At 69.2% G+C, this 20,957-nt stretch carries 16 protein-coding genes and 1 pseudogene; 10 read left to right on the top strand and 7 right to left on the bottom strand.

Translation table 11 applies throughout. The features are described 5' to 3' along the window. Window positions 1-263 precede the first annotated feature (263 nt). Genes AB4Y80_RS05935 through AB4Y80_RS05925 form a run of 3 tightly spaced genes read right to left on the bottom strand, consistent with a single transcriptional unit; the run spans window position 264 to window position 5,972 of the window. Complete coding sequence (locus AB4Y80_RS05935) at window positions 264-2,018, bottom strand: DUF5719 family protein (protein WP_442212646.1); 1,755 nt, start codon at window positions 2,016-2,018, stop codon at window positions 264-266. Next, on the bottom strand, window positions 2,011-5,397 hold the full coding sequence (locus AB4Y80_RS05930) for a glycosyltransferase family 2 protein (protein ID WP_442212753.1): 3,387 nt from the start codon (window positions 5,395-5,397) through the stop codon (window positions 2,011-2,013). The genes AB4Y80_RS05935 and AB4Y80_RS05930 overlap by 8 nt, the downstream gene beginning before the upstream one ends. A 29-nt stretch (window positions 5,398-5,426) precedes the next feature. Continuing rightward, window positions 5,427-5,972 carry a WhiB family transcriptional regulator gene (locus AB4Y80_RS05925; protein ID WP_442212644.1) on the bottom strand — a complete coding sequence of 182 codons (546 nt, stop codon included), beginning with the start codon at window positions 5,970-5,972 and terminating at the stop codon, window positions 5,427-5,429. A gap of 417 nt (window positions 5,973-6,389) precedes the next feature. On the opposite strand from AB4Y80_RS05925, the gene AB4Y80_RS05920 reads away from it, so the two are divergent. Continuing rightward, a complete protein-coding gene (locus AB4Y80_RS05920) occupies window positions 6,390-7,139 on the top strand; it encodes a TIGR03089 family protein (RefSeq protein WP_442212642.1) in 750 nt (249 codons plus the stop codon). On the opposite strand, the gene AB4Y80_RS05915 is transcribed toward AB4Y80_RS05920, so the two are convergent. Continuing rightward, window positions 7,136-7,639 carry a GtrA family protein gene (locus AB4Y80_RS05915; RefSeq protein WP_442212640.1) on the bottom strand — a complete coding sequence of 168 codons (504 nt, stop codon included), beginning with the start codon at window positions 7,637-7,639 and terminating at the stop codon, window positions 7,136-7,138. The two genes, AB4Y80_RS05920 and AB4Y80_RS05915, sit on opposite strands and share 4 nt — an antisense overlap. A 142-nt stretch (window positions 7,640-7,781) precedes the next feature. Here AB4Y80_RS05915 and AB4Y80_RS05910 point away from each other — a divergent pair, with 142 nt between their 5' ends. The 4 genes and pseudogenes from AB4Y80_RS05910 (at window position 7,782) to manA (ending at window position 12,653) form a co-directional block, all read left to right on the top strand. Further along, complete coding sequence (locus AB4Y80_RS05910) at window positions 7,782-8,957, top strand: 5-(carboxyamino)imidazole ribonucleotide synthase (protein WP_442212638.1); 1,176 nt, start codon at window positions 7,782-7,784, stop codon at window positions 8,955-8,957. Further along, a pseudogene (gene purE / locus AB4Y80_RS05905) lies at window positions 8,954-9,469 on the top strand (5-(carboxyamino)imidazole ribonucleotide mutase); the annotation flags it as partial. The gene AB4Y80_RS05910 and the pseudogene purE, both read left to right, overlap by 4 nt. A gap of 240 nt (window positions 9,470-9,709) precedes the next feature. After that, window positions 9,710-11,317 (top strand): LCP family protein, encoded by a 1,608-nt coding sequence (locus tag AB4Y80_RS05900; RefSeq protein WP_442212636.1) that lies wholly within the window; start codon window positions 9,710-9,712, stop codon window positions 11,315-11,317. A gap of 55 nt (window positions 11,318-11,372) precedes the next feature. After that, a complete protein-coding gene (gene manA, locus AB4Y80_RS05895; protein WP_442212634.1) occupies window positions 11,373-12,653 on the top strand; it encodes a mannose-6-phosphate isomerase, class I in 1,281 nt (426 codons plus the stop codon). Window positions 12,654-12,733: 80 nt separating this feature from the next. On the opposite strand, the gene AB4Y80_RS05890 is transcribed toward manA, so the two are convergent. After that, window positions 12,734-13,741, bottom strand: a complete 1,008-nt coding sequence (locus tag AB4Y80_RS05890) for a lipid II:glycine glycyltransferase FemX (protein ID WP_442212632.1) — start codon at window positions 13,739-13,741, stop codon at window positions 12,734-12,736. 150 nt (window positions 13,742-13,891) lie between these two features. Beyond that, the gene (glpX, locus tag AB4Y80_RS05885; protein WP_442212629.1) at window positions 13,892-14,929 is read right to left on the bottom strand and encodes a class II fructose-bisphosphatase; all 1,038 of its coding nucleotides are present in this window, start codon (window positions 14,927-14,929) and stop codon (window positions 13,892-13,894) included. 164 nt (window positions 14,930-15,093) lie between these two features. Here glpX and AB4Y80_RS05880 point away from each other — a divergent pair, with 164 nt between their 5' ends. The 5 genes from AB4Y80_RS05880 (at window position 15,094) to AB4Y80_RS05860 (ending at window position 20,407) form a co-directional block, all read left to right on the top strand. Further along, window positions 15,094-15,717, top strand: coding sequence for a DUF4245 domain-containing protein (locus AB4Y80_RS05880; RefSeq protein WP_442212627.1), 624 nt, complete (start codon window positions 15,094-15,096; stop codon window positions 15,715-15,717). Beyond that, a complete protein-coding gene (locus AB4Y80_RS05875; RefSeq protein ID WP_442212625.1) occupies window positions 15,717-16,376 on the top strand; it encodes a carbonic anhydrase in 660 nt (219 codons plus the stop codon). The genes AB4Y80_RS05880 and AB4Y80_RS05875 overlap by 1 nt, the downstream gene beginning before the upstream one ends. 143 nt (window positions 16,377-16,519) lie before the next feature. Next, window positions 16,520-17,950 carry a class II fumarate hydratase gene (locus tag AB4Y80_RS05870; RefSeq protein ID WP_442212623.1) on the top strand — a complete coding sequence of 477 codons (1,431 nt, stop codon included), beginning with the start codon at window positions 16,520-16,522 and terminating at the stop codon, window positions 17,948-17,950. Window positions 17,951-18,113: 163 nt separating this feature from the next. Then, window positions 18,114-18,791 (top strand): TetR/AcrR family transcriptional regulator, encoded by a 678-nt coding sequence (locus AB4Y80_RS05865; RefSeq protein WP_442212621.1) that lies wholly within the window; start codon window positions 18,114-18,116, stop codon window positions 18,789-18,791. Further along, entirely contained in the window at window positions 18,788-20,407 is a 1,620-nt protein-coding gene (locus tag AB4Y80_RS05860; protein ID WP_442212619.1) for an MDR family MFS transporter, read from the top strand. The genes AB4Y80_RS05865 and AB4Y80_RS05860 overlap by 4 nt, the downstream gene beginning before the upstream one ends. 77 nt (window positions 20,408-20,484) lie before the next feature. On the opposite strand, the gene AB4Y80_RS05855 is transcribed toward AB4Y80_RS05860, so the two are convergent. Then, window positions 20,485-20,955, bottom strand: coding sequence for an NUDIX hydrolase (locus AB4Y80_RS05855; protein WP_442212617.1), 471 nt, complete (start codon window positions 20,953-20,955; stop codon window positions 20,485-20,487). Between the last annotated feature and the right edge of the window lie 2 nt (window positions 20,956-20,957).

Raw genomic sequence — 20,957 nt, 5'->3', positions numbered from 1 at the left:
GGGCCTGCCCGCCCGGCTCTCCTGCCCGGCACCCCGCGCACCATGTCCGCACGCCGGGCCGCCTCCGACGTGCGCACAACCCACGTGGAGCCGTGCGCCGGGCAAGAGTCCCGGCGGACATTCTTCCGACAGGCGCACAACTCACGCCGACTCATGCGCCCGTGGACACGCTGCGTGGAACTCACCGCCAGTCGTGCGCCGGGCAAGAGTCCCGGCGGACATTCTTCCGACAGGCGCACAACTCACGCCGACTCATGCGCCGGTCAGTACCCCACGGTGACATTGACCGTGCGGGACGTCGCGGCGGCGCCGGTGATCGGCAGCACCGCAATTCCGGCTGTGTCCTTGACCCCCAGCAGCTGCGTGCCGTACACGGCTTCCCCCGTCGCCGAGACCTGCACGGCGGCGGCGTCCTTGCCCAGCAGTTGCACGGGATCCACCACGGTAGTGGTGCCCGCCTTGAGATCGACCGTGGTGCGGGCGCCTGGCACACCGGCCCCGGAGATGGGCACCAGCATCACCTTGGCCGCGCCGGCCGGTGAGGTGAACACCAGGGCCGAGGCCACGCCACCGGGCAGCGTCACCAGGTGGCTGTCGCCGAGCCGGGCCGATGTCGGGGCGTACGCGACGTCCACGGCCTCGCCGGGTTTGGTGAAGTTCACCATGCGCGCGATGGCCGCGACGGGCGAGTCCGAGGACACGGACAGCGAGTATGTTCCCGCCGGCAGCCCGGCCAGCGGCAACTCGGTCACCTTCCCGGCGGCGGCCGTGAAGACCCCGCCGTCGGGCAGCGCCACCTGCCCCGACTGGCCGAACGCCTTGACCTCCACCACGACGTCGGTGGCGCCGGGGACGGTCACCGCCAGCGCCGTCGCGGCGTCGCCATAGCCGGACTGGCCCGAGATCTTTGCCGCCGCGGCCGGCGCCTGCACGCGGATGCCGGGAATGGTCTGGGCGAGGGCCGGTGCCTGCACCGGTTGGAGGAACTCCACGCCGCCGGGGGTCAGCCCGCGCAGCACCGATTGTTGGATGACGGCGGAGACGGGGCCGCCAGCGCTGTTCACGTGGACGGAGAGCAGGTTCTGGTCCGGGGCCAACCCGGCAAGCACCACCGAGCGCAGTGCCCCGGGCGCGATCAACAGCCCCTTGCCGCCGGGCGCCTTGAGCGGTCCGCCGGCGCCGAAGAGCTCCAGCGACACGGTGGCCGGGCTCTGGGACGAGTTCACCAGGGTCAGCACGGCCGTGCGGCCCACCGCCGTGCTGGCCCCGGCCAGCCACAGATCGTTGGCGGGGGCCTGGCAGGCGGCGGCGGCCAGGCCCATCAGGTCGCCGTCCCCGCTGGCGACCACGACGGCCCCGGCGGCCACGGCGGCCTGTCCGTTCACCGGGGTCCCGCGCAGCACGGTGGCGGCGCTGACGTCCACGTCCCGCACGACGCCGGCCGGCACCTTCGCGGCGCCGCCGACCGGTGCGGGGGTCGCCGCCGCGGCGCCCGGCGATGCGTGCGAGAGGACCGCCAGCGGGCTCGGGGCGGGGGCCAGCTTGTCCACGCTGGCCCCGGGCAGCGAGCCGTCCGGGTTGCCCAGGACGACGGCGCTGATCTTGCTGGAGGTGGCGGAGGAGTCGGCCGAGAACTGCGGGTCGGCCCCGGCCGCCGAACCGGTCAACAGCTGCGTGGGGCCGACACAGTTGTAGAGGGAATCGCCCACGGGCAGCGGCTCATGCGTGGCCRTGACGGCCGCGGTGGCACCGTTGCCCGGGGCCATGGTGCCGGCCACCACGGCGGCCGCGGCCAGAATGGCGGTGGCCGTCCCGGCCAGCACGGCCGTCCAGCGGCGGGGCCGGACAGATTTGGCCCTGCCAGACTTGGCCGGCGCGGGCTTGGCCGGCGCGGGCTTGGCCGGCGCGGGCTTGGCCGGCGCGGGCTTGGCCGGCGCGGGCTTGGCGCCGGCCGCCTTGATCCGCCGGGGACGGGTCGAATCCGCCTTGATCCGGGCCGGCTCGTTGGTCTCAGACACCTCTACCTACCTTTTGCAATGAAGCCTCGTCCCGATATGCCCCGGTCCGGCCGCGGCGGGCACGCACGGGCACCGCCAGCAGCAGCGTCAGGCCCAGGAGCACGATCTGTGCCAGGTGCAGCACGGCGCTCCACGGCTCGTCGTAGTGAATTTCCAGTTCCCCGGCGGCGGCGGGAAGTTCAAATGCCTGCGCCCAGCCGACGGCCACCGGGGTGAGTTCCCTGCCGTCCAGGCGGGCGCTCCAGCCGGCGTCGAAGCGCTCCGCCAGGACCACCTTGCGGCCCTCGGCTCCCCGCGGCACCATCGTATCGACGGCTTGTCCGTCCGAGGCCACGGGCGCGATCGGCAACCCCTTGGCGTCGACCAGCCGGACGCGGTTCACCACGTCCGTGGCGCCGGCCACCTTATACGTAGGCTTGACGCGCCACAACCAGCCGGAGTCGGTGGGCCCCACGGTGGCCAGTCCCGGAACCCCTTCCAGTTCCCGGGCGAGCAGTTCGGCGGCGGTGTCGCCCCTTTGCAGCACCACGAAGCCGACGCCCAGCTCCATGAGGTTGGGCCGCGGGTCAATGCCGGACTTGCCCAGCATGAGGGCCACGGTCCGGCGAAGCATGGCCGTGGCGTCGTCGGGCGCCTTGAGGGTTTCCACCCCGGGTGCGCCGGTGATGCCGTCCGCGGCGGCGATCCCGGAGAGGGAGTCGGCGGTGGTGCCGTCGCCTTGCATCAGCCGTGCCTGCACCCCGGAATCGTTGCGCACCGCCAGCACGATGGTCCGGGATGCCTCCGGGCCGGTGCCGCGGTCCGCGGCGGTGGCCGGAATGGTGCCGGCCGTCACGGGCTTGAGCAGCTGCGCGCCGGCCGGTCCGGCCCCGGCTTCCCAGTGCCCGGTCAGGTTCTGCCCGGACCACAGGGCCAGGCTGGCCACCGGTGCCGCCACCAGGAGCACGGACAGCACGACGGCGGTCAGCTGGCTCCCGTGGCGGACCCGGGTGCCGCCGTCGGCGGGGTCGAACGCGCGGCGATGGACGGCGTCGAACCCCAGGAGCGCGGCCCCCAGGAGGGCCAGCAGCGTCAGGGAGACGGCCGGGCCGTTGAATGCGGTGACGAGGGTGTCGCCGTTGACCGCGACGGCCACCAGCTTGCCGGCGTAGGCGGCGGCCAGGCCCAGCAGGGCGACGAGCCAGAGCGTCCGGGCGATGCCGGAGCGGCGCAGCGGCAGCACCAGCGCCAGGACGGCGAGCACAACGACGGGGGCGCCGATGAGGGCCACGGCCGCCCACGTCCAGAACTCGGGATGGGGCAGGCCGCCGATTCCGGCGAGACTGCCGGCCGGGTGGATGGCCTGCGGGAAGCCCAGCAATTGCTGCCACAGCGGTCCGGGCGCCCCGGGCACGGGCAGGCCGGGGTCCGCGAGCAGCGCCCGCGGGTTCGCCAGCGCGGACCAGCCGAAGGGCAGGTAGACGGCCAGCGGCGGCAACAGCGACCACCACAGCGTCTTGCCGCGCCGGCCCAGGAAGATCGTGGCCAGCACGATACCCACGACGGCCACGGGCAGCAGGATCGGCGCGCCCGCGGTCACGGCGGCCAGGACCAGGCCGGCCGCCGCCGCCGCCGTCCAGGACGGGTTCCCGTCCACGCCGGGGCGGCCCAACTTGACCAGGCGGCCGGGCTTGCCGGTGCGGGCCGTCGCGGCCGTGGCCGCCAGCGCGCCGGAGGTGCCGCCCACGGCGCCGCCGGCCGCGCGGATCAGGCCCAGGAGCACCAGGGGAAGGAGCAGGTGGGCCAGGAGGGCGCCGAGGCGGCCCTCGCCCACGGCGACCTGCAAGACGGGGGCGCCGGCCCACACGAGTGCGACGACGATCCGGGGCCAGCGGTGGCGGGAGAGGGCACCGGCGGCCAGCCAGGCCGTGAACCCGGAGATGGGGACCGCCAGCAGTATCACCACGACGACGGCCGCGGACCCGTTGCCCAGGCCGGCGCCGGCGAGCAGCCACAGCACATAGTTGAAGGGGTCCCCGTGGCCGGCCAGCCCGGATCCGAGGGAGACCCACCAGCTGGTGGCGTGGGACCACACCCGCCCAACGCCCTCCGAGACCGGCAGCAGGGCGCCGCCGGCCAGAGCGGGCGCGCCCAGGAACCGGGACAGCGTCACCAGGGACAGCACGGTCAGCACCATGAACAGGCCCACGGCCCCCACGATCGGGGCCGACTTGCCCACCACCAGGGGCGTGATGGCCTCGTGGTGGGTGTCGCCGGTCGGTTCCAGGATGGACGGGCCGTTCAGGGCGGCGTCGGGCTGCTCCGCCGCCGGTCCCACCGCCTCGCGCAGGGACTTCAGGTGGGAACGGGCCTCACGGGTCCCCGCCAACAGGCCCTTGTGGGCGGACCGGGAGTGAACCCTGGTCTTCGCCAGCGCCGACCGGCTGCGCATCAGGGCCAGGGGGCGCGAGAACCCGGCGCAGGTGGCGCCGAACATGCGCACCGCATGGCCGGGGGCCTTGAGTACAAAGCCGGCAAACAGCCAGTAGACGGCGGCGATGAACGCGCCGGCCGTGAGCAACGGCACCTGCCACCAGGGGGCGTGCTTGAGCCGGAGGAAGACGGTGGCCTTGCGCGCGGCCGTCGCCGTTCCCTGCGCGCCGGGCCGGCCGACGGCATGGAGCATTTTGGCGGCCGGGACCACCAGCACCCGGTCCCCGGCCAGCCGGGCCCGGGCACAAAAATCGAGATCGTCGCCGGGGCCCGGCAGCGCCGGGTCCAGGCCGTTGAGCTTGTCCCAGACGTCCCGGCGCACCAGCATGCCGGCCGTGTTCACGGCGAAGACGTCCGTGCGGGCGTCGTATTGGCCCTGATCTTGTTCGTCCAGGTCGATGAGCGTCATCCGGTCAAACCAGCGGGTGGCGGTCAGGCCCACGTCCACGAGGCGGCGGGGCTCGTCCCAGTCCAATTGCTTGCAGCCGACCACGGTGGCCGTGGTGGAGCGTTCCACGGCCTCCATCAGCCGCTGCAGCGCATCGGGCGCCGGTGCGGCGTCGTCGTGCAGCAGCCAGATCCATTCGTTGGCTGCGGCGCCTCCCGCACCAACACCGGCACCCCCGGTGCCGCCGGTGCCGCCGGTGCCAACTCCGGAAAGTTCTCCCGCCGGCACCAGGGCGCGGGTTCGGTGCGCCAGCACGGCGTTCACCGCGGCGCCATAGCCGCCCTTGCGGCCGGCGTCGAGGGTGATGACGTTGCGTTCGCCCAGGGCCCTGCGCAGTAGTTCGCCGGAGTCGTCGCTGGATCCGGCGTCCGCAGCGTAGACCACCGAGGGTGGTCGCGTCTGGTCCGCCAGTGCCGTTAAGACCGTGGGAAGGTAGTCACTGCCGTTGTGGGCAACCAGAACGGCAGTGACCTTTACTGCTTCAAGAATTAGACTGCTCGCTTCCGCAGCCGCCGGCGTTCACGCTCGGACAGGCCGCCCCAGATTCCAAACCGCTCATCGTTGGCGAGAGCGTATTCCAGACACTGCGCCTTGACGTTACAGGCACCGCACACCTTCTTGGCGTCGCGCGTGGACCCGCCCTTTTCCGGAAAGAAGGCCTCCGGATCGGTCTGGGCACACAGGGCATCCGTCTGCCAGCCTAGTTCGCCTTCGTCCCGGAAGTCATCAAGACCGGGCCGGAGTCCTATCCACACCGGCACGGCGGTGTGCCCGGGCTGCTCCTCGGTGGCGTCCGCCAGCTCGTCACCGGCCGGCTCATGGCCGGTCAGCTCATGGCCGGTCAGCTCATGGCCGGTCAAAAATGATGTGGCCTCCAGGAAGGCGCGATTGGCGGTGTCATTGGACCGGGCGGCGTCGGGATCGGCCGGGTCCACGAACCAGTCGGTCGGCACGCCCCGCGGCCAATTCACTCCCCGGGAACCCTCCGCGGATTCCTCTAGAAACTTTGTCACACTCAGCTCAGCCTGCCCCATAATCGTCCTCCTGAATGATGCCGTCGCGGCTGATGCTTGGTGCTCCGGCAATGCTCCGCGGATTCAAGCGCCTCTAACAGCGGTTCGTGCGTCTAATTACATCCGTGTAAGTCTCTGGCGTCAAGCGGGGTGGGGATCATAACCACTGCCGCTGGGGTTGGCCGCTCACGCCACGCCCGGAAATGTTTTCCGCTCCGGCGCCGGCGCCGGAGCGCCCGCATCGAAAAACCGTGCGGTTGCCAAGCCTACTGCCGGATTGGCACGCATCCGCCCGGGTGTTGCCGGTCGGTGAATGTGACGCAATTCACGCCCCGAATCGCGATATGTCATTTCGATTGACTACCCGGGCCGGTTCCTGTCCGTTCCGGCCGGGTTGATGGTCGGCAGCGCCGGCTCCGGCGTGGAAAGATCATGGGTATGGCACGCATACCCACCACCGCCCCTGACCTGTTGACCTTGCTGCGCTCCAACAACCCCACCGCGCCGCGCCTGACTTGGTACGGCCCGGATTCCGAGCGCGTGGAGCTCTCGGGCCGGGTGCTGGAAAATTGGGTGGCCAAGACCGCCAACTTCCTGGTGGATGACCTCGATGCCGAACCCGGGTCCGTCGTCGCCCTGGACGTCCCGGTGCACTGGCGTTCACTGGTGTGGCTGTTGGCGTCATGGGCCGTGGGCGCCACGGTCCACACCGGCACGATCCAGACCGGCACGTCCGGGAACGACGCTGCGGACATTGTGGCCACCACCGATCCGGCCGCGGCATCCGCCTCTTTCCCGGCCGGGGGCCGTTCCCCGCTCATTGTGGCCGTGGCCCTGCCCGCGCTGGCGATGCGTTGGACGGCGGAGCTGCCCGCTGACGCCATCGACTATTCCGGTGAGGTGCGCGCCCATTCCGACGTGTACTTCCCCGACAATGCGCCGGACGGCGAGTCCATTGCGTGGGAATCTCCCGCCGGCGCGGTCTCCTTTGCCGACTTGTTCGCAGCCGGTTCCGCGGGCGTCGCCTCCGGCGGCCCGGAGCGGGTCCTGCTCCAGGCGCGTGACGGGTGGGCCGGCGTCGTGTCGGGTGCCCTGGCGGCCTGGGCGGGCGGCGGATCCGTGGTGCTGCTCGATCCTTCGGTGGCGGACAGCGAGCACCTGCGCGGCGTCGAAAACGTCACCCGCTAGCGCTGGGAGTCGGTCTCCAGCAGCCTGCGGTCGTTGGCAAAGGCCGGGTCCTCGTCCAGTTCGGCCGTGAAGACCCAGAACCGGTAGGCGAAGAAGCGGAAGATCGTGCCCAGGACCAGGCCCACCACGGAGCCTGAGACAAAGTCGGCATAGGCCGATTCAAAGCCAAGCACCCAGTGCGAAATGTACACGCAGGCCCCGGCAATCGCGATGCCGATCCCGTTCATGATGATGAACAGCACCACTTCGCGGACCATGTTGGCCTGGCGGCGGTGCCGAAACGTCCAGTACCGGTTGGCGATCCAGGAGAATACCGTGGCGACCGCGGCGGAGAGGATCTTCGCCTTCGTGGGGTGTCCGCCCATGAAGCTGCCCAGCAACCACAGGTAGATGCCGGTGTCGATGACAAAGGCAACTCCGCCGACCACACCGAACTTCGCGACCTCGCGCCAGAACAGGCCGATGAGTCCCTTGAGGCGCCCGGTGATCGTTTGGTACATGTTCCTCCGTCAATAACTGTCCCCCGCGAGCCGATTGTGCCGCCGGCGGACCATGGCCAATTCTATCGCGGTCGGCGAACTGCCAGCGTGCGGGGGCGGTCAAAAGCGGGTTTGCGCATACTCCTTCTGTACTCTTAGGAACGTGACTTTTCCTGTGATCGGTGTTGTAGGTGGCGGCCAGCTGGCCCGGATGATGGCCCCGGCGGCGGTGGCCCTTGGTTTTCATTTGCGCGTCCTGGCGGAGGCGCCGGACGTCTCGGCGGTGGACGCCGTGGCCCAGGCGCCGGTGGGCGACTACCGCGACCTGGCGACGCTGCGCGACTTTGCCCGCGGCCTGGACGTGCTCACCTTTGACCACGAGCACGTGCCCGGCGAGCATCTGCAGGCGCTCATCGCCGACGGCGTGAACGTCCAGCCCCGGCCCGACGCCCTCATCAATGCGCAGGACAAACTGGTCATGCGCGCCGCCATTGAGAAGCTGGGCCTGCCCAACCCCGCCTGGGCCGCGGCCTCCTCCGTGGCGGACATCACTCTGTTTGGTGACACACACGGCTGGCCGGTGGTGTTGAAGATGCCGCGCGGCGGCTACGACGGCAAGGGCGTGAAGGTCCTGGCCAACGCCGGTGAAGCGCTCGCGGCCGCCGACTGGTTCGACGCGATGAGCCCGCTGCTGGTGGAGGAAATGGTGGGGTTCTCCCGCGAACTCTCCGCCCTGGTGGCCCGCACCCCGTCCGGAGAGTCCCGCGCGTGGCCCGTGGCCGAGTCCATCCAAGTGGCCGGCGTGTGCGACGAGGTGATCGCCCCTGCCCCCGGGATCCTCCCCGACGTCGCCGCCCAGGCGCAGAACGCCGCGCTAAAGATCGCCGGCGAGCTCGGCGTCACCGGCGTCATGGCCGCGGAGTTGTTTGAAACCCCCGGCCGGGCCCCCGGCTACCTCATCAATGAACTGGCCATGCGCCCGCACAACACCGGGCACTGGACGATGGACGGCGCCGTCACCGGCCAGTTTGAGCAACACCTGCGCGCCGTCCTGGACCTGCCGCTGGGGGCCACGGACGCGCTGGGGGCGATCGTGGTCATGAAGAACTTCCTGGGCGGGGCCAACCAGGACCCCTTCAGCGCCTACCAGGCCGCCCTTGCCGCCGAGCCCACCGTCAAGGTGCACAGCTACGGCAAGACCGTCCGCCCGGGCCGCAAGATCGGCCATGTCAACGTGATCGGCTCCCCGGACGACGACGTCACCGCCGTCCGCGCCCGCGCCGCCACCGTGGCGGACATCATCCGTGACGGACACGCCGTCCCCAAGGAGAACGCATGAGCACCCCCGCCCCCCTGTCGCCGCTGGTCGGCATCGTCATGGGATCCGACTCCGACTGGCCCGTCATGGAGGCCGCCGCCGCGGCGCTGAGCGAGTTTGGCATCCCGTTTGAGGCCGACGTCGTCTCCGCCCACCGGATGCCCGCCGAGATGATCGCCTACGGCCGGGGCGCCGCGGCCAGGGGCATCCGGGTCATCATCGCCGGGGCCGGCGGCGCCGCGCACCTGCCCGGCATGCTCGCCTCCGTCACCACGCTCCCCGTGGTCGGCGTGCCCGTGCCGTTGAAAACCCTCGACGGCATGGACTCCCTGCTGTCCATCGTCCAGATGCCCGCCGGCGTTCCGGTGGCCACCGTCTCCATCGGCGGCGCCCGCAATGCCGGGCTGTTGGCCGTGCGCATCCTCGCGGCCGGCACGGACGCGCTGGCCGCCGAGCTGGCCGTGAAGCTGGCCGACTTTGCCGCCGACCTCAACCGTGCCGCCTCCGCCAAGGGCGCCGTCCTGCGCGAGCAGGCCGGCCACAACTACCCGCTCGCCGTACCGCCCACGGCCCCGAGGGACCCGATGGGWGATCGCGCCAGCGATGTCGCATCCGCAGCGAGCGGTGGGCCCACGGCCCCGAGGGACCCGATGGGAGATCGCGCCAGCGATGTCGCATCCGCAGCGAGCGGTGGGCCCACGGCCCCGAGGGACCCGATGGGAGATCGCGCCAGCGATGTCGCATCGGGAGGGGCTGGGGACTAGGCGATCCGCATGAGCATCAGCAGCCCCAAGGTCGCGCACGCCTCGCGCCGCCCCCCGGTCCTCACCGACCCCGTGCGCTACCCGGAGTCGGCGTCGGCTCCAATGCGCACCAAACGTGCCTGGCTGCTACTGGTATTGACCTTGGTGTTGCCCGGCGCCGCCCAGACCGTGGCCGGCAACAAGAAGCTGGGCCGCCTGGCCCTGCGATGCACACTGGTGGCCTGGGTGTTGGTGGGGGTCGCCGTCGTGCTGGCCCTGCTTAATCGCGATGCCTTCCTGAACCTGTTCACGAACCCGGTCAGCGCGCTGCTGGTGGTGGCGCTCCTGGCGGCGGCCGCGGTGGGGTGGGCCGCCCTGTTCCTGAACACGCTCAAGATCATCCGGCCCGCGCTGCTGGCCCCCGGAATGCGGGGCATGGTGGGCGGCGCACTGGTGGTCCTGATGGTGCTGACCAGCGGATCCCTGGGCTACGGAGCCTTTCTGATCAACTCGGGCCGCACCGCCATCAGCAACATATTTGCTTCCGGTCCGGACATGGAACCGGTGGATGGCCGGTACAACTTCCTGGTCATGGGCGGGGACGCCGGAGCGGACCGCTCGGGCCGCCGCCCGGACTCGATCATCGTGGTCAGCGTGGACGCGAAGACCGGGGAGGCCGCCACAATCAGCATCCCTCGCAACCTGCAAAACGCCCGGTTCTCGCCCAAGTCGCCGCTCTGGGGCGTCTACCCGGACGGCTACAACTGCGGTGACAACTGCATCATCAACTTCCTCTACACGGACGTCACCAACAACCACAAGGACCTGTACCCGCAGGCGCAGGATCCCGGCGCGGCGGCCATGATGGATGCGGCCGGCGGCACCTTGGGGCTGAAAATCCAGGGCTATGTGCTCATCGACATGGCCGGCTTCTCCAGGCTCATCGACGCGCTCGGCGGGGTGACCATCAACGCCGGCGGCTGGGTCCCGCTCAGCGGCGACGACGTCAATGGCACCGGGAACCACCTGCCCCCCACCGGCTGGATCAAGCCCGGCGTGCAGAAACTCGACGGCTACCATGCGCTCTGGTACGCCYGCTCCCGCCAATGGGTTTTGGAGTATGCGCGCAGCCAGCGCCAACAGTGCATCCAGTCGGCGCTGCTCAAACAGATGGACCCGGCCACCGTGTTCACCAAGTTCAGCGCCATTGCCGACGCCGGCGCCAAGGTCATTGAATCCAACCTCCCGGCCGGACAGCTGGGCAGCTTTGTGAACCTGGCCATCAAGTCCAAGGGCCATGATCTCAAGCGCCTGACCATCGGGCCGCCGGACTTTCCCATTGAGTTCTCCACCTACCCCGACTTCACGCGCATCCACCAGCGCGTCCAGGCACTCTTGAAGCCCGCCCCGGCTCCGCAGCCGGCCCCCAAGGCGGCCCCGAAGTCCCAGCCCGGCAGCGCCGGCACAACCCCGCGCGCCCCTGCCCCGGCGGCACCGGCCCCGGGCACCCAGGCCGCGCCGGCCGCCCCCGCCGCCCCGGCGGTGACGCAGGCCTACCTGCAGCAGCTGGCCATCAACGGCGACGACGCCGCCCYTGAGGCGCTGCTAGCCAACAACGGGACCTGCACGCCCGGGTAGACTGTTCCGTTCGCAGTCCACACGCATCGACCGCGGTCCACCCACAGGAGAGAAAATGTTTGCGCTCACGAATGTCATGAGGGACTACCCTTGGGGTTCGCCCACGGCCCTCGCGGAGCTCTTGGGAACCACTCCCAGCGGCGGCCCGGAGGCGGAACTGTGGATGGGCGCGCATCCGGACTCCCCGTCAACGGCGCTGACACCGGACGGGCCCGTGCCCCTGGACGCGCTGATCGCCGCCCACCCCGAGGCCATGCTCGGCGCCCCGGTCCGGGCCGCCTTTGGTGACAGGCTGCCGTTCCTGGCCAAGCTGCTGGCCGCCGGCAAGGCGCTGTCGCTGCAGGTCCACCCCACCCTGGAGCGTGCGCGCGAACGGTATGCGGCCGAGGAGGCGGCCGGCGTGCCCAGGGATGCCCGGCAGCGCAACTACAAGGACGGCAACCACAAGCCGGAGATGCTCTTTGCGCTGACCGACTTCCAGGCCCTAAGCGGGTTCCGCCCGCGCGCCGAGGCCGCAAACCTTTTCCGTGTCGTCGAGGCGGCAATCGCGACAATGGGAGCTGACGCGGGCGCCGGTACGGGCACGGCTGCGGGCGCGGACGCGACGGAGCTGCTGGCCCGGGTTTTGGCGTCGCTGACCTCCGGCGGTACGGAAGCCGCCGCGATCCGCGAGGCCTTCGAGGCACTGATCGGCGGAGGTGAGGCCGCCGGCCGCCTCGTCGAACGGGCCGCCTCCGCGCTGGCGGGTGCCGCCGGCGGTGACCTGCCCGCACCGCTGCGCACCGTCATCGAACTTCAAGAACAGTACCCGGGCGATCCCGGCGTGCTCCTGTCGCTGCTGCTGAACCGGATTTCCCTCACGCCGGGCCAGGCCGTGTACCTGCCGGCCGGCAACATCCACGCATACTTGTCGGGGCTGGGCGTGGAGGTCATGGCCTCCTCGGACAACGTGCTGCGCGGCGGGCTGACCGGCAAGCACGTGGATGTGCCGGAGCTGCTGGCCACCGTGGACTTCCACCCCGCGGCCGTGCCTTATGTGCCGACCCGGACCACGTCCCTGGGCCAGCAGGTGTGGGAGCCGCCGTTTGGGGAATTTGCGCTCCAACGCGTGGAGGTGTCCGCCGGGTCGGAGCCGGTGCCGCTGGTGCAGAACGGGCCGCTGCTGGTGCTGGCCGTCTCCGGGGCCGTGCTGCTCGATTCCCCGCGCGGCGATCTGGTGCTTGCCCGCGGCGAAAGCGTCTTTGTGCCGGCCGTCGAGAACCCCGTGATGGTCCACCCGCACACGGACGCCGCGGGCCGGACCGCGGTGGTCTTCGCCGTCACGGTCGCCAGCTGACCGGCCCCCACCCTCGAGTGCGTAGATAAGGCTGTTCCCAATGGCGAAAACAGCCTTATCTACGCACTCGACGGGGCAAATCAGCGCTTGAGCAGTCCGCGGGCCTTCTTGAGGGCCTTGCGGGCCAGCGGAAGTGTCCGGGCGAACAACGGGTAGAGCGGCGAGAGGCCCTTGTCCCACGTGCCGGCCAGCATGTCCTCGTGATCGGCGAACCCGAACTTGAACTTTGAGACGCCGTCGTTGAGCAGGCCGTTGAAGTCGTAGCGGGTGATGCCGCGCTCCTTCATGGTCGTGATGGCCAGCCACTTCAGGGCGAAGTTGGCGCGGAGCCGGCTGCCGGCGTCGGTCATGCCGCCGTAGAGCTCAAATGCGGTCACATCGCTGGCCGCCAGCCACAGGAACGCCACCACGGTGTCGCCGTCGAACGCGGCAAATACGGGTGAGCCGTCCGCCAGGTTGTTGAAGATGTCCAGGTAGTAGCCGTCTTCGTGAATGCCGAATCCGGCCCGGTGCGCGGTTTCCTGGTAGACGGCCAGGCACCGGGGCAGCTCGGCAGCGGTCACGGGACGGTAGTCCAGCGCCTCGCGGCCGGACTTGCGGATGTATTGGCGCGTCTTTTTCGCCATCGCGCCCAACAGCTCGTCCTCGGTGCGGCCCAGGTCCAGGATCAGGGTGCGCGGGATCAAGATGGTGCTCGCGCTGCGCCGCCAGCCCGCGGCGGCCAGCGAGGCCGCCGCCTCCGATTCCGCGTCCCAGTCGGGTTCGATGCTGAGCGCAACGGACTTGTGCACGGTCTTCACATACGCGGCCACGGCGTCGAGCACCTCGGGGCTCCGACCGTCGGCGGCCTGCGGGCCCCGGGCCAGGTACGCCAGGGACCGGAAGGGGAACGGCAGCTTGCGCAGCAGGATCTGGGCGGACCCCACCAGAGCCCCGGACGCCTCCCGCACCAGGACCCGGTCGACGCTCCAATGGTGCGCGGCCTTGGTTTCGCCCCAGCCCCACAGCTGCATGGGGTGTCCCTGCTGGCTGTTGACGGCGGCATCCCACTCGTCGCGGACATGGCAGGGCACAACACTCAAAGTCATGCTTCAACCCTACCGGCTGGGACGCGGCCGGCAGCCGGCCCCGGAATGCGCACAACCTCGGCCCACGGAGAAGTGACCCGCAATAGATGTCGAAAAAACCGCGGAATCGCGGTTTTTTCGACATCTATTGCGGGCCAGACCACGAGAGAGCTAGGAGCGGCGGGCGTAGGTTTCCCACTTGTGCGCCTGGTGCTCGCCCTCCACGAACCGGACGGTGCCGGACTTGGAGCGCATCACGATGGACTGCGTCAGGACGCGGCCCTTGTCGTAGCGGACGCCTCGGAGCAGGTCCCCGTCGGTGATGCCGGTGGCGGCAAAGTAGCAGTTGTCGCTGGTGACCAGGTCGTTGGTGGAGAGCACGCGGTCCAGGTCGTGGCCGGCGTCGAGCGCCTTCTGCCTCTCATCGTCGTCGGTGGGCCACAGGCGGCCCTGGATGACGCCGCCCAGGGTCTTGATGGCGCAGGCCGCGACGATGCCCTCGGGCGTTCCGCCGATGCCCATGAGCGCGTCCACGCCGGTGCCGGCGCGGGCGGCGGCGATGGCGCCGGCCACGTCGCCGTCGAGGATGATCTTGGTGCGGGCGCCGGCCTCGCGGATTTCCGCGATGAGGCCCTGGTGGCGGTCGCGGTCCAACACCATGACGGTGAGCTGGTTGACCTTCACGCCCTTGGCCTTGGCGATCAGGTGCAGGTTTTGCTTGACGGGCAGGCGCAGGTCGACCATGTCGGCGGCCTCGGGGCCGGTGACCAGCTTTTCCATGTAGAACACGGCGGAGGGGTCGAACATGGTGCCGCGCTCGGCCACGGCCAGCACGGCCAGGGCGTTGTTGATGCCCATGGCGGTCAGGCGGGTGCCGTCGATCGGGTCCACGGCCACATCGCATTCGGGGCCGGAGCCGTCACCGACCACCTCGCCGTTGAACAGCATCGGGGCCTCGTCCTTTTCGCCCTCGCCAATGACCACGACACCGTTGAAGTGGACCGTTGAGAGCAGCGAGCGCATGGCGTCCACGGCGGCGCCGTCGGCCAGGTTCTTTTCGCCAAAGCCGACCCAGTGCCCGCCGGCGATGGCCGCGGCCTCGGTAACGCGGACCAGCTCCAGCGCCAGGTTCCGGTCCGGCTCGTCGTCACCCACGGCCAGGGACGGGGAGAGTTGCGAATAGTCTGCTTGTGATGCTTTTTCAGCCACGTGAAAACCTCTTTATTCAGGCAGGAATGGGATCGACGCGTGCGACGGTGCACGCGAGCCCCTGATGGTCACCTACCCTGCAATCATATGTGCCCTGCCCCGAAACCAACGCCTGTGACCTTTGCCATGGCACAGGCCGCCGTCATTTCTGGGAGGATGGAGGGGTGAGCGAATCCCCCCAGAACGCACCCGTCAAGCCCGTGATCGCCGCGGCGGCCGCGAAACGCGCCAACGCCTCGATCATTGGCATGCTGCTGGCCATCCTCTCCACCCTGGCGATCGTGCTGACCATTGTGTGGCTCAACCCGCAGCGGACGGCGGAGACGTACCGGCAGCCTGTGGACGTTGCCGCCATCTCGGCGCACGCGGCCGGGGTCGCCGGGTTCACGCCGATCGCCCCGGTGTTGCCCGATGGCTGGTACGCCAATTACGCGCGCTGGAACGGCCCGGGCGCCGACCAGGTGGCTTTTTGGGACGTCGGCATCGTCACGGCCAGCAACACCTTCATCTCGCTCAAGCAGTCCATCACCGCCAATCCGACCTGGACGTCCGCGCAGGCGCAGGACGCCCCCGTGACGGGCTCGCGCAACATAGCGGGCCGTACCTGGGAATTGCGTGATAAACCTAAAAGGGACCGCAGCCTGGTGTTGACCAGCGGCACCACCACCGTCATTCTGACCGGCCAGGCCGGGTTCAAGGATTTTGACGTATTGGCCGCCGCCGCAGCCCGCGGGCTCGGTTCACCCCACTCCCCGGTTACAACCTCCCCAACGAAGGGCGCAAAATAATGAACGGCGGCGAAGACGGCAACATCAACGCAGTTATCACCCACCCCCACACTCCGGCCGAGGCATGGGAGACCCTCATGGAGGGCAACCTGCGCTTCGTGGAGAGCAACGCCTCGCACCCCAACCAGGACTCGGCCCGCCGAACCTCGCTGATGTCCACCCAGCACCCGTTCGTCATGATCTTTGGCTGCTCCGACTCCCGCCTGGCCGCGGAGATCATCTTTGACCTGGGCCTGGGTGACGCGTTCGTGGTCCGCACCGCCGGCCACGTCATCGACAACACCGCCCTGGGCTCGCTGGAGTACGGCGTGGAGTACCTGGGCGTGCCGTTGATCGTGGTCCTGGGCCACGACAGCTGTGGCGCCGTGACGGCCACCAAGGCCTCCGTGGAAACCGGAGCCATGCCGGCCGGCTTCATCCGCGACCTCGTGGAGCGCATCACCCCGTCCGTGCTGACGTCCCTGCGCAAGGACAAGGACAGCGACATCAACGCCATGGTGGAGGAGCACGTCAAGCAGACCGCAGCCCGCCTGGTGGAAAACTCCCCCATCATCGCCGGCGCCGTGGCCCGCCAAAAGACCGCCGTCGTGGGCCTGACGTACCGCCTCAACGATGGCCGCGCGGACCTCGTCTACAGCAACGGCCCCATCGGCCTCTAAGCCGGCCACCCCTGCAAGGAGGGACGACGGCGGGACGCACGTCCCGCCGTCGTCCCTCCTTGCGCTCCTGTCGCCGGGCCGGCACCGGTCATGAAAAGACCCGCGTTTCTTCCTGTGCGGGCGACGGCGATATGGTTGAAACCATGACTGATATTGCCGCGGTTGCCGCAGAAGAGTTTCGCATTGAACATGACACCATGGGCGAGGTCCGGGTTCCGGTCAACGCCCTGTACAGCGCCCAGACGCAACGCGCCGTCGAGAATTTCCCGATTTCCGGCTTGACGCTGGAGCGGGCCCACATCGAGGCGCTGGCCCGGATCAAGAAGGCCGCCGCCACCACCAACGCCGAATTGGGCGTCCTGGATGGCGAGCTGGCGCGCGCCATCGAAGCCGCCGCCGACCTCGTCGCGGCGGGCAACTTTGACGGCGACTTCCCGATTGACGTCTTCCAGACCGGCTCGGGCACGTCCTCAAACATGAACATGAATGAGGTCCTGGCCTCGCTGGCGAACCGGGCGCTGACCGCCGCCGGCAGCGAGAAGACCGTTCACCCCAACGACCACGTGAACGCCTCCCAGTCCTCCAACGACGTCTTCCCGACGTCCGTCCACGTGGCCGCCACCTCGGCGCTGATCAACGACCTGATCCCCGCCCTCGCCCACCTGGCCGAGTCGCTCGAGCGCAAGGCCGAGGAGTTCGCGACCGTGGTGAAGTCCGGGCGCACGCACCTGATGGACGCCACCCCGGTGACCCTCGGCCAGGAATTCGGCGGCTACGCGGCCCAGGTCCGCTACGGCATCGAGCGCATCGAGTCCTCCCTGCCGCGCGTGGCCGAGGTGCCCCTCGGCGGCACCGCCGTGGGCACGGGCATCAACACCCCGGCCGGCTTCCCGCAGCGCGTGATCGCCCTGCTGGCCCAGGACACCGGCCTGCCGCTGACCGAGGCCCGCAACCACTTCGAGGCCCAGGCCAACCGCGACGGGCTGATCGAGGCCTCCGGCCAGCTGCGCAACATCGCGTACTCGATCATGAAGATCGCCAACGACCTGCGCTGGCTGGGCTCCGGTCCCAACACGGGCCTGGGCGAAATCTCCATTCCCGACCTGCAGCCTGGCTCCTCGATCATGCCCGGCAAGGTCAACCCCGTCATCTCCGAGGCGGCGATCATGGTCGCCGCCCAGGTGATCGGCAACGACACCACCATCGCCCTGTCCTCCACCAACGGCGCATTTGAGCTGAACGTGGGCATCCCTGTCATGGCGGCGAACCTGCTCCAGTCCATCCGCCTCCTGGCCAACACCTCCCACGTCATGGCGGAGAAGATGATCGACGGCCTGGTCGCCAACGTCGAACGCGCCCGCTTCCTGGCCGAGGCCTCCCCATCCATCGTGACCCCGCTGAACAAGTACATCGGCTATGAAAACGGCTCCAAGATCGCCAAGCACGCCATCAAGAACGGTCTCACCATCCGCGAGGCCGTGCTGGCCCTGGGCTTTGTCGACCGCGGCGAGCTGACCCTCGAGCAGTTGGATGCGGGCCTGGACGTGCTGGCCATGACCCGTCCCCCGCAGTAATTCAAGGCGGCTCACGCCGCTTTCGGGGCGCCCGGATCTGGCGGCCCCTTCCACCGGTGGAAGGGGCCGCCAGGGCCGGGCGCACTGCGTTAACGCCCCGGGTGAGCAACACCACACCGGAAAATCTTTGCACTGTGACTTAAGTAGTGCAAACTTTTACTTTGTGGCTGAGAGTGCAAAAAATAGCGCAGCCCCCGGGCTCCGCGCCCGCAAGCGTGAGGCAACCCGGTCCGCCATCACTACGACGGCCAGGCTGTTCACCGCCCGGCACGGGTTGAACGGCTTCACGATTGAGCAGGTGTGCGAGGAAGTCGGCGTCTCCCGCCGGACTTTCTTCAACTACTTCCCGTCCAAGGAGGACGCCATTGTCGGCCACCTGCTCGACGACTTCCCGGCCGTGGCCATGGCCGCCTTCCTGGCCGGGGGCCAGGGGGCAGCGGGGGTGGAACGCGGGCCCTCGGGCCTGACCACCACGTTGTTGCCGGCCTTGTTTGAGCTGACGTGCGCGGCGACCGAGCAACTGGATTTCACCAAGGACCACATCCACGACCTCGTCGCGGCGATCAAGGCGGAACCGCAGCTCCTGCTCAAAATGATGGGCAGCGCGGAAACGCGCGAGCGGGAGTTTGCCGGCGTCATTGCCCAGCGCGAGGACCTGCCGCCGGATCACGAGATGACGCTGGTGGCCGCCAGCGTGTTTGGCACCCTGTCCCGACGCGCCAGCCAAGCCTTCTTCGCGGAGGGGAACACTCTCACATACCGGGACATCCTGGCCGGGAACCTCCGGGCCGCCCAACAAATCTTTATTTCAACCCACTCGACCTTTGAAGGGACTCGATGAGCACCGCCATCAAGGCAGGGGAACCGCTCCTGCTGACCCAGAAGAGAATCTGGATCATCTTCTCCGCACTCATTGCCGGCATGCTGCTCTCCAGCCTTGACCAGACGATTGTCTCCACCGCCATGCCCACCATCGTGGGCAAGCTCGGCGGCGTCGAGCACCAGACCTGGATCACCACCGCCTACCTGCTGGCCACCACCATCGTGATGCCCATCTACGGCAAGTTCGGTGACGTGCTGGGCCGACGAAACCTGTTCCTGGCCGCGATTGCCGTTTTCACCCTGGCGTCCATCGGCTGCGCGTTCGCCACGGATTTCTGGGGCTTTGTCATCTTCCGCGCCATCCAGGGCCTGGGCGGCGGCGGGTTGATGATCCTCTCGCAGGCGATCATCGCCGACATTGTCCCGGCGAGCGAGCGCGGGAAGTACATGGGCCCGCTGGGCGCCATCTTCGGCCTGGCGGCCGTGGCCGGCCCGCTGCTCGGCGGCTACTTCGTGGACCACCTGACCTGGGAATGGTGCTTTTACATCAACATCCCCATCGGCATCATCGCCTTCATCGTCGCCTTCTTCACCCTGACCCTGCCGTCGAAGAAACCGGACAAAAAAATCGACTTCATGGGCGTGGTGTTCCTGTCCATCGCCACCACCTGCCTGATCTTCTTCACCGATTTTGGCGGCAAGGCCGACGGCTGGACGTCCCTGGTGACCTGGACGTGGGGCGCCGGCCTGATCACCGCCGTCGTGCTGTTCATTGTCACCGAGGCCCGGGCCCAGGACCCGATCATCCCGTTGTCGCTGTTCAAGAATCCAATCTTCCTCAATTCCACGGCGATCGGCTTCGTGCTGGGCATGGGCATGTTTGCCGCCCTGGCCTTCGTGCCCACGTTCCTGCAGATGTCCTCGGGCACCTCCGCCGCCGAATCCGGACTGCTCATGCTGCCGATGATGGCGGGCCTGATGGGCACCTCGATCTGGTCCGGTATCCGCATGACCAAGACGGGCAAGTACAAGGCCTTTCCGATTGCCGGGTCGGTGCTGACCATCATCGCCATGTGGTGGATGACGACCCTGTCGGCGGACACCCCGATCTGGGTCATCTGCGCCCAGCTGTTCGTCTTTGGCGCCGGCCTGGGCCTGATCATGCAGATCGTGGTGATCGTGGTGCAAAACTCCGTTCCGGCCAACCAGCTCGGCACCGCCACGAGCACGAACAACTACTTCCGCGAAGTGGGTTCCGCCCTGGGCGTGGCCGTGTTCGGCGCGATGTTTACCACCCGTCTGGCCGACTCCCTGACCAAGCTGTTCACCGAGGCCGGCGCCTCCCCCGCGGATGCCGCCAATTCGATGTCCACGCTGGATCCGCAGGCCATGGCGCAGCTTCCCGCGGCCATCAAGGACGGCATCATCAATGCGTATGCCGACTCCCTGGCCCCCGTGTTCTGGTACTTGATCCCGTTCATGGTGGTGGCGCTGGTCCTGGCCCTGACCATGAAGGTGATTCCGCTCTCGGACACCGCCGGCATGGTGGCCCGCGGCGAGGCCATCGGCGGCGAGGATGCGCACCGGCTGGAGGATGCGCGCGCCGCGGCGGGCAGCAGACCAAACGTAAGCTGAGCGGTGGGAGCCGTTGGGTGGGGCCACGACGGCGAGGGACCCGCCGCGAGCGTGCGAGCGGTGGGAGCCGTTGGGGATTAGCGCTGAAAGTGGGGCTCGCCGGTGAACGCGACGGCGCGCTGAATGCACGCAAGGTGGCCGGGGCGCAGGGGTGGGAGATCGTCTACGGCGAACCAGTCCACGGCCGTGGATTCGTCGTCGTTGACGCGGGCCGTGCCGCTGACATGGCGGCAGATGAACTCGACGTTCAGGAAGTCGCACACGTCGCCGTTGGGGAAGGTTACCGGGCCCACCGCCGCCAGCCCGAGCAGGTGCTCGATCCGGGCCACGACGGCCGTTTCCTCCAGGATTTCCCGGATCATCCCGGGGCCGGGCTCCTCGCCGGGCTCCAGGATGCCGGTGATCAGCGCCCAGCCTCCGGTGTCGGAGCGCTCCCCGAGCAGCACGCGGCCGTCGGCATCAAAGACCACGCCGCGCACGCCTGGGAGCCAGAGCGGCGCGTGGCCGATCTTCTTGCGAAGGTTGACAATGAAATCCGGTGAACCCATGC

Source organism: Specibacter sp. RAF43 (assembly GCF_052114065.1).
Classification (GTDB): Bacteria; Actinomycetota; Actinomycetes; order Actinomycetales; family Micrococcaceae; genus Specibacter.
The sequence above is the reverse complement of the archived record's forward strand: the minus strand, read 5'-3'. Positions and strand labels throughout refer to the sequence as shown.

Bases quoted from the DNA above. Each gene is read 5' to 3' on its own strand.
- AB4Y80_RS05920 (WP_442212642.1), top strand. From the start codon at position 6,390: ATGGCACGCATACCCACCACCGCCCCTGACCTGTTGACCTTGCTGCGC.
- AB4Y80_RS05855 (WP_442212617.1), bottom strand. From the start codon at position 20,955: ATGGGTTCACCGGATTTCATTGTCAACCTTCGCAAGAAGATCGGCCAC.
- AB4Y80_RS05860 (WP_442212619.1), top strand. From the start codon at position 18,788: ATGAGCACCGCCATCAAGGCAGGGGAACCGCTCCTGCTGACCCAGAAG.
- AB4Y80_RS05925 (WP_442212644.1), bottom strand. From the start codon at position 5,972: ATGGGGCAGGCTGAGCTGAGTGTGACAAAGTTTCTAGAGGAATCCGCG.
- AB4Y80_RS05870 (WP_442212623.1), top strand. From the start codon at position 16,520: ATGACTGATATTGCCGCGGTTGCCGCAGAAGAGTTTCGCATTGAACAT.
- manA (WP_442212634.1), top strand. From the start codon at position 11,373: ATGTTTGCGCTCACGAATGTCATGAGGGACTACCCTTGGGGTTCGCCC.
- AB4Y80_RS05890 (WP_442212632.1), bottom strand. From the start codon at position 13,741: ATGACTTTGAGTGTTGTGCCCTGCCATGTCCGCGACGAGTGGGATGCC.
- AB4Y80_RS05915 (WP_442212640.1), bottom strand. From the start codon at position 7,639: ATGTACCAAACGATCACCGGGCGCCTCAAGGGACTCATCGGCCTGTTC.
- AB4Y80_RS05875 (WP_442212625.1), top strand. From the start codon at position 15,717: ATGAACGGCGGCGAAGACGGCAACATCAACGCAGTTATCACCCACCCC.